The sequence below is a fragment of the Microbacterium sp. genome, from assembly GCF_052099035.1.
GTDB lineage: Bacteria > Actinomycetota > Actinomycetes > Actinomycetales > Microbacteriaceae > Microbacterium.
The window spans coordinates 80,337-88,026 of record NZ_JBQDSX010000004.1 but is presented as its reverse complement, the minus strand read 5'-3'; the positions used below and the strand labels follow the sequence as shown (position 1 = coordinate 88,026).

At 68.0% G+C, this 7,690-nt stretch carries 5 protein-coding genes and 1 pseudogene; 3 read left to right on the top strand and 3 right to left on the bottom strand.

Annotation, left to right across the window (positions count from 1 at the left end; genetic code table 11):
- Nucleotides 1-271, top strand: a pseudogene (locus ACTIAO_RS02660) (tetrameric acyl-CoA thioesterase); the annotation flags it as partial.
- 29 nt (nt 272-300) lie between these two features.
- On the top strand, nt 301-1,533 hold the full coding sequence (locus ACTIAO_RS02655; protein ID WP_441904774.1) for an APC family permease: 1,233 nt from the start codon (nt 301-303) through the stop codon (nt 1,531-1,533).
- On the opposite strand, the gene ACTIAO_RS02650 is transcribed toward ACTIAO_RS02655, so the two are convergent.
- The 3 genes from ACTIAO_RS02650 to nhaA form a co-directional block, all read right to left on the bottom strand.
- Complete coding sequence (locus ACTIAO_RS02650) at nt 1,517-2,791, bottom strand: histidine--tRNA ligase (RefSeq protein ID WP_441904784.1); 1,275 nt, start codon at nt 2,789-2,791, stop codon at nt 1,517-1,519. The two genes, ACTIAO_RS02655 and ACTIAO_RS02650, sit on opposite strands and share 17 nt — an antisense overlap.
- A 157-nt stretch (nt 2,792-2,948) precedes the next feature.
- Nucleotides 2,949-3,623: a MazG nucleotide pyrophosphohydrolase domain-containing protein gene (locus ACTIAO_RS02645; RefSeq protein WP_441904773.1), complete on the bottom strand. Its 675-nt coding sequence runs from the start codon at nt 3,621-3,623 to the stop codon at nt 2,949-2,951.
- A 25-nt stretch (nt 3,624-3,648) separates the two neighbouring features.
- Nucleotides 3,649-4,815: a Na+/H+ antiporter NhaA gene (gene nhaA, locus ACTIAO_RS02640; RefSeq protein WP_441904772.1), complete on the bottom strand. Its 1,167-nt coding sequence runs from the start codon at nt 4,813-4,815 to the stop codon at nt 3,649-3,651.
- A gap of 75 nt (nt 4,816-4,890) precedes the next feature.
- Here nhaA and ACTIAO_RS02635 point away from each other — a divergent pair, with 75 nt between their 5' ends.
- Nucleotides 4,891-7,608, top strand: coding sequence for a phosphoenolpyruvate carboxylase (locus ACTIAO_RS02635; protein WP_441904770.1), 2,718 nt, complete (start codon nt 4,891-4,893; stop codon nt 7,606-7,608).
- Nucleotides 7,609-7,690: the final 82 nt, after the last annotated feature.

Sequence of the window (7,690 nt, the reverse complement as noted above, 5' to 3'; positions counted from 1 at the left end):
CGTCATGCACCAGCTCGGTCGCGACTACGTCGTGTGGGACACCCGCGGGGAGATCGAGTTGATCAAGCCGGGCCGTGGCGTACTCACCGCGCACTTCCATGTCCCGAAGGAACGCGCCGCCGAGATTCGTGACCGCGCGAAGGGCGGAGTGAAGGTTCTCGAATGGTTCGAGACCGAGATCACCGATCGCGACGGCGATGTGGTGGCGAAGGTGCGACGCGAGGTCTACGTACGCGAGAAGAGGCGCGTCACCGCCGCGCAGGGCACCTGATGTTCACCTGCGCGTGACACGATGACCGGGTGCAACTCGCCCGCCGCCTGACCCTCACGGATGCCGTCGCCATCGGCCTCGGCTCGATGATCGGCGCCGGCGTCTTCTCGGTGTGGGGACCCGCCCTCGACGTCGCGGGATCCGGCCTGCTGGCAGCCCTTGCGATCGCCGCCGTCGTCGCGTTCTGCAATGCCACTTCCTCCGCACAGCTCGCCGCGGTGCATCCGGTCTCCGGTGGCACCTACGCGTACGCCCGCGCAGAAATCGGCCCGTGGTGGGGCTTCATCGCCGGGTGGTGCTTTGTCATCGGCAAGATCGCCAGCTGCGCCGCGATGGCACTGACGTTCGCCGCGTACGCTGCACCCGAAGGCTGGCAGCTGCCCGTCGCGGTGTTCGCGGTCGCGGCCCTGGTCGTCGTCAACTGCTTCGGCGTTACCCGTACCGCGCTGCTCACCCGCATCCTGGTCGTCGCCTCTCTGCTGGGACTGGCGATCGTGGTGGCCAGCGGTTTCTCCACGGCGCCGCAGACGTCCCCCGCTCCCCTGCCCGACCCCACCGTGTACGGCGTGCTGCAGGGTGCCGGGCTGCTGTTCTTCGCCTTCGCCGGATACGCGCGGATCGCGACGATGGGCGAGGAGGTCACCGATCCGACACGCAACATCCCGCGCGCAATCGTGTTCGCCCTCACCGGGGCCGTCGTCGTTTACGCGCTCATCGCGATCGTCGTGATGCTCACGCTCGGCGCGGATGCCGCGACCACCGCCGCACCGCTCGTCGGCGTCGTCGATGCCGCCGGCTGGTCGGCGCTTGCGCCCGTCGTGCGCGTGGCCGCGGCCGCGGCATCCCTCGGCGCTCTGTTGGCCCTGCTCACTGGAGTCGGACGCACGACGCTGGCGATGGCCAGGGAGTCGGATCTGCCGCGCTTTCTCGCCGCGGTTCATCCGCGCTGGCAGGTTCCGCATCGCGCCGAGATCGTCGTCGGCATCATCGTGATCGTCATCGTGTTGTTCGCCGATCTGCGCAACGCGATCGGCTTCTCGTCGTTCGGCGTGCTGCTTTACTACCTGATCGCGAACGCGTCAGCTTTCCGGCAGTCCGGCGCTGCCCGCAAGTACCCGCGTGCGCTGCAGGTCGTCGGTGTGCTCGGATGCCTCGTGCTCGTGAACACCCTGCCGATTCTCGCGTCGCTCATCGGCACGGGCGTCGTCCTGATCGGCGTCATCTATCGGATGCTGCGGCTCAGGCTCAGTTCAGCGGCTTGAGTTCCAGCGTTCCGGGCTCGGCACCGGCCAAAACAGTCGCGAACGCCGTGTAGCCGTCGGCGGCGGATCGCTCCAGCAGAGCCTTGAAGTTCTTCACGCGCCGCTCCAGACGCACGCGGCCGCCCGTGGCGAGCAGCGCGGTCTTGTGCGCGACGAGTTCAGCGACCGGGACGTCGGCGTCGTGGACGAGCACGACAGCCTGAGCCTCGGCATCCGCATCCAGCTCGACGAGATCGACGAGGCGCTCGAAGCCGAGTGAGAATCCGACAGCCGGCACCTGCTGGCCGAGGAACCTTCCGATCATCCCGTCGTAACGACCGCCGCCGCCGATCGAGTACGACACCGAGGGGTGCGCGAGCTCGAAGATCGTGCCCGTGTAGTAGCCCATGCCCCGCACGAGGAAGGGGTCGAACACGAGCGGGATGTCATCGCGGCCGGATCCCGCAGCCACTGCCTCACCGAGACCGACCAGGTGGTCGACGATGTCGTCCGGCGCGTTCTCGGGCAGCGCCTTGCGGATCTGCCGTTCGCCGAACGGGTTGTACTCCAGCGTCTGCGGGCGTTGCAGATATGCCTCGAACGCGTCGATCGCCTTCGAACTTGTTCCCCGAGCCTGCCGAAGGGCGCGCTCGCGGAGCTCGGCGACGATTCCGTCCACGCCGATCTTGTCGAGCTTGTCGATCGTGATCAGCACGCCGGGGCGCTCATCCTGCGTGAAGCCGAAGCTGTCCAGCATCCACTCCAGCAATCGCCGGTCGTTGACGCGCACCGTTGCACCGCCGAGGCCGAGCGTGTCGAGGGCATCGAGGGATGCGACCATCAGCTCGGCCTCGGCACGCGAGGAGTCATCGCCCATGATGTCGATGTCGCACTGCATGAACTGGCGGTAGCGGCCCTTCTGCGGACGCTCCGCACGCCAGACCGGACCGATCTGGATCGCACGGAACACACCGGGCAACTGGCCGCGGTTGCTCGCGTAGAAACGAGCGAGCGGCACGGTGAGGTCGTAGCGCAGGCCGAGGTCGCTGAGAGCTGCGGGATCGTCGGCCGCGGCGCGGATGCCGTCAGCATCGAGTCCGCGACGCAGGACGTTGTAGGAGAGCTTCTCGTTGTCGCCGCCGATACCGGCGTGCAGGCGGTCGTACTCCTCGAGCGCGGGCGTCTCGATCTCATCGAATCCATGCGCCAGATAGCGCTCACGGATGACGGCGAGCACGCGCTCGCGACGAGCCTTGTCGGCGGGGAGGATGTCGCGCATGCCGCGCGGCGGGTTCACAGTAGCCACGCCTCTATCTTTCCAGGTGTCGCTGGCAGTGCGCGCCGGAGGCCGAATCCCAGACGCCGTGGTGCGGCCGTGGCGTGTCGCGGCAGGACGCGCCGATGCGCAGGGATGTCGTCTGGGATTCGGGAAAGGGTCAGCCGGCTTCCGCCGCGCGGACCTCGTCTTCGAGCAGGCGCAGCCGCTCGCGCAGGGCGCGCTCGGCGTCCCAACCGTTCGCGCGGGCGGCGGCCGAGAGCATCAGCAGCATGTCGCCGAGCTCCTCTTCCGACTCCGGAGCCGCTCCGATCTCGGCCGCGTCGTGCGCGGCGAGCGCCACGTCATCACCGGCCCCGACACGTGCGGCCCTCCCCAGGGTCTTCTGCGCGAGAGCGAGCGCAGGCATCCCGCGCGGCACTCCGTCGAGGACGCTCGTCCTGGCACGCTTCTCCGCCGCCTTCGCGGCGTTCCAGTGCACGAGCACTTCTTCCGGCGTCGTCGCGACTTCATCGCCGAAGACATGCGGATGCCGGCGGACCATCTTCTCGGTCAGCGTCCGCGCAACGTCGTCGATGTCGAACGGGTCGTCCGGATCCTGAGCGGCGATCGCTGCGTGGAACAGCACCTGCCAGAGCAGATCGCCGAGCTCCTCGCGGAGGTCTGCGCGCGTGCCGCCTTCGACGGCTTCAATGACCTCGTGCGATTCCTCGATCAGGTACGGCACGAGGTCGCGGTGAGTGATCTGCTGCGACCAGACGCACCTCTCGCGCACCGCGCGCATCGTGTCGGCGGCCGTGCGCAGCGCATCGGTGTCGGTGTCCATGTCAGTCATCGCATCTCCCATCGGGATTCGAGAATCAGGAGCTCGCGGCCGTCACTCGGCGATGCCACGCCGCACGGGCCGAGACGACGATGCCCGCGAGCACCACGGAGATCAAAGAACCCACGAGCACACCGAGGATCGCCTGGTCGCGGACGCCCGGATCATCGGCGAACGCGAGATTGGCCAACAGCAGCGACACCGTGAATCCGATGCCACCGAGCGTTCCCGCCGCAACGAGATCCATGATCTTCAGCGTGGGACTCTTGCCCTTCGAGCCCACGCGGACGGCAACCCAGCCGAACACCGTGATGCCGATGATCTTGCCGGCGGGCAGCGCCACGGCGATGGCGAAGAATGCCGGCGAGAGCTCCGAGGGGGCGACGGCCGGGATGACGACGAACGCGGCAGCGAACGCGAAGATCGGCAAGATCGCGCCGTTGACCCAGGGTTCGAGCACATGACGGGCCCGCATCGACGGCGACTGCGCGATGGCGAGCCCCAGCATGACTCCGGCGATCGTCGCGTGGATGCCGGAGAGCAGCACAAGCGCCCACACCACCACTCCGACCACGATCATCGCGGTGATGATGATTCCGGAATGCTTGCTCGGCAGCATCCGCGACAGGAAGCCGAAGGCGACCACGCCCACGATCGCCAGCACGAGAAAGAGCCAGTTCAAGTCGTGCGCGAAGAGCACGGCGATGAAGATGATGCCGATGATGTCGTCGAGGATCGCAAGCGCAAGCAGGAACACGCGCACAGCCGCGGGCAGGCCCTTGCCGAACACCGCCAGCACACCGAGCGCGAAGGCGATATCGGTCGCGGTCGGGATCGGCCACCCGGATGCGGTGGCGCCGTCGCCCGCGATCAGGAGGTAGATGATGATCGGCACGAGCACGCCACCTGCTGCGGCAATCGCCGGCTGCAGCGCCTTGCCGAAGGAGTTCAGCTCGCCGCGAGTCAGCTCGTACTGCAGCTCCATCGCGACGACGAAGAAGAAGATCGCGAGCAGTCCGTCCGAGATCCAGTGCGCCACAGACATGTCGATGCCCGTTCCCGGGATGCTGATGTGGGCATCGAGCACCGTCGCGATCGGATCGTGCGCGGGAAGGTTCGCGAGCACGAGACCGAGGGCCGCCGCAACGAGCAGCAGCACCGCCGGGAACTGCTGCGAACGAAGAAGGTTTCGGGAGTCAGACATCCGCTCCATGCTATGCCGCCACCGCCCAAGATCGTCACGTGGTCGGAAGCATCCGCGACGCGCGACTAACCTCGAATGGTGACCACGGACCCTACTTACACAGAGCCCACACACACAGAGGCCATCCGCGTTATCGGCCGGTTCGAAGCCGGGCGAGGGATTCCCGACGAGATGCGTGCCGATGTTCGCATGCTCGGCGCCCTCCTCGGCCAGGTGCTGCGCGAGTGCGGCAGCCCCGGACTGTTCGAAGACGTCGAACGATTGCGCCTGGCGACGATTCAGGCGTACGAAGAGGCAACTTCTCCCGCGACCGGCGCCGAAACGCTCGGCACCGAGGCCTTCGAGCGCGCGACCGAGATCGCCGAGTCGTTCACGATCGAACGGGCCGACGAGGTCGCTCGTGCTTTCACCTGCTATTTCCACCTGGTGAACCTCGCCGAGGAGCATCAGCGGGTGCGGGTGCTGCGCGAACGCGCCGGCCGCCCTGGCGGGGATGATGCCACCGACACCGTCGCAGCCGCGTACGCACAACTGCGCCGTGAGGTCGGCGATGACGAGGCGAAGCGACGCCTCGGAGACCTCCGCTTCCACCCGGTGTTCACCGCGCATCCCACCGAGGCCCGCCGACGCGCTGTGTCCGGCAGCATCCGCCGTCTTTCCGAGCTGCTCGGCGAGCACGACGCGGCAAGCGTCGGCGGCGCCGAAGAGCACCGCGCCAACCGGCGGATGCTGGAAGAAGTGGACACCCTGTGGCGCACCGCTCCTCTACGCGCGCAGAAGCCGTCCCCCACCGACGAAGTGCGCACCGTCATGTCGGTGTTCGATGAGACCCTGTTCACCACCGTCCCGCACGTGTACCGCCGCATCGACGATGCCCTGCGCGGTGAGGATTCGGGCGCGAGCGCCCCGGTCGTCCCCGCATTCGTCCGCGTGGGCTCCTGGGTCGGCGGTGATCGCGACGGCAACCCGTTCGTGACGGCATCCGTCACCCGCGAGGCTGCGCAGATCGCCTCCGACCACGTGCTTCGCGGACTCGAGCGCGCGCTCGACCGGATCGGCCGCACCCTCACTCTGGACGCTGTGGATACGCCGCCGAGCGACGAAGTCACTGCCCTCTGGGAAGCGTTCACCACCTCTCAGCGAGACACGGCTGACGAGATCGCGGCACGCTCCCCCGAAGAGCCGCACCGCCGTGTCGTGCTCTCCTTCGCCCACCGCGTCGCCGCGAAGCGTCTCGGCACTGCGGGCGGCTACGCCGTTCCTGAAGAGCTGCTCGCGGATCTCCGCGCCGTGCAGCAGTCGCTCGCGGCATCCGGGGCGAAACGACACGCTTTCGGCGGCATCCAGCACCTGATCTGGCAGGTCGAGACCTACGGATTTCATCTCACCGAACTCGAGGTGCGCCAGCACTCGCAGGTACACCGCGAGGCGCTGGCCGAGCTCGAGGCCGGCGGCGAGCTCAGCGAGAAGACACACGAGGTGCTCGAGGTCTTCCGCGCAGTCGCGGACATCCAGCGCACCTACGGCCTGCGCGCCGCCGGTCGCTACGTCGTCTCGTTCACGCAGTCGGCCGAGGATCTCGCGAACGTGCACCGACTCGCCCGCCATGCGCTCGGCGATGACGTGCCCGTGCTCGATGTCGTCCCGCTGTTCGAGACGTTCGCCGATCTGCAGGCGGCACCGGGGATCCTCGCCGAGGTCGTCGAGTTCCCGGAGTTCCGCGCCAGGATGGCGGCCACAGACAACCGGTTGGAGGTCATGCTCGGGTACTCCGACTCGTCGAAGGACGTCGGACCCGTCGCCGCGAACCTCGCCCTCTACGCAGCGCAGGAGAAGATCGCGCAGTGGGCTCAGGATGCCGGCATCGCGCTGACACTGTTCCATGGCCGCGGCGGCGCTCTCGGGCGCGGCGGAGGACCGGCGAACTCGGCGATCCTCGCGCAACCACCGCACTCCGTCGATGGCCGGTTCAAACTCACCGAGCAGGGCGAGACGATCTTCGCCCGCTACGGCGAGCCCGCGATCGCCATGCGCCACATCGACCAGGTCGCCGCAGCCACTCTGCTCGCGTCCTCGCCGAGCGTCGAGGAGCGCACGAGCGGGGCTGCCGCACGGTTCGCCGACGCCGCGAAGACGATGGATGCCGCGTCCCGCGAGCGCTTCTTCTCCTTGGTGAAGGCGGAGGGCTTCGCGCCCTGGTTCGCCACGGTCACCCCGATGGAGGAGATCGGTCTCCTGGCTCTGGGGTCTCGGCCCGCGCGCCGCGGACTCTCCGTCGAATCCCTCGAAGATCTGCGGGCGATCCCGTGGGTGTTCGCGTGGACGCAAGCACGCATCAACCTCGCGGGCTGGTTCGGTCTGGGCACAGCGCTGGAAGCCGTCGGAGACGAGGCGCTGCTCATCGAGGCGTACCGGGAATGGCCGCTGCTGCACACCATGATCGACAACGTCGCGATGAGCCTTGCGAAGACCGACGAGCGCATCGCCCGCCAGTATCTCGCCCTCGGCGACCGCGACGATCTCGCCCATCTCGTCCTCGATGAGCTGGCCCTGACCAAGGAATGGGTCGTCCGGCTCACCGGCGGCCCGGGCCTGCTCGAGAACAAGCCAATCCTGCAGCGCGCGGTGGCCCTGCGCAGCCCGTACGTCGATGCGCTCTCGCTGCTGCAGCTGCGCGCCCTGCGCGAGCTGCGGTCCGCAGCATCCGAAGGATCGGGCGCCGACGAAGAACAGCGCCGCCTGCTGCTGCTCTCGGTCAGCGGCGTCGCCGCAGGCCTGCAGAACACCGGGTGAACCACCCGGTGGCAACGCCATCGAAGACCCCGGGGTAAAGTGAAGCTTCGCGCTCGATCCAGCGCACGACTTCTCGCGACAC

What these genes read in the sequence shown, in the direction of transcription:
- ACTIAO_RS02645 (WP_441904773.1), bottom strand. Translation starts at nt 3,623, where the DNA reads ATGACTGACATGGACACCGACACCGATGCGCTGCGCACGGCCGCCGAC.
- ACTIAO_RS02635 (WP_441904770.1), top strand. Translation starts at nt 4,891, where the DNA reads ATGGTGACCACGGACCCTACTTACACAGAGCCCACACACACAGAGGCC.
- nhaA (WP_441904772.1), bottom strand. Translation starts at nt 4,815, where the DNA reads ATGTCTGACTCCCGAAACCTTCTTCGTTCGCAGCAGTTCCCGGCGGTG.
- ACTIAO_RS02650 (WP_441904784.1), bottom strand. Translation starts at nt 2,791, where the DNA reads ATGCGCGACATCCTCCCCGCCGACAAGGCTCGTCGCGAGCGCGTGCTC.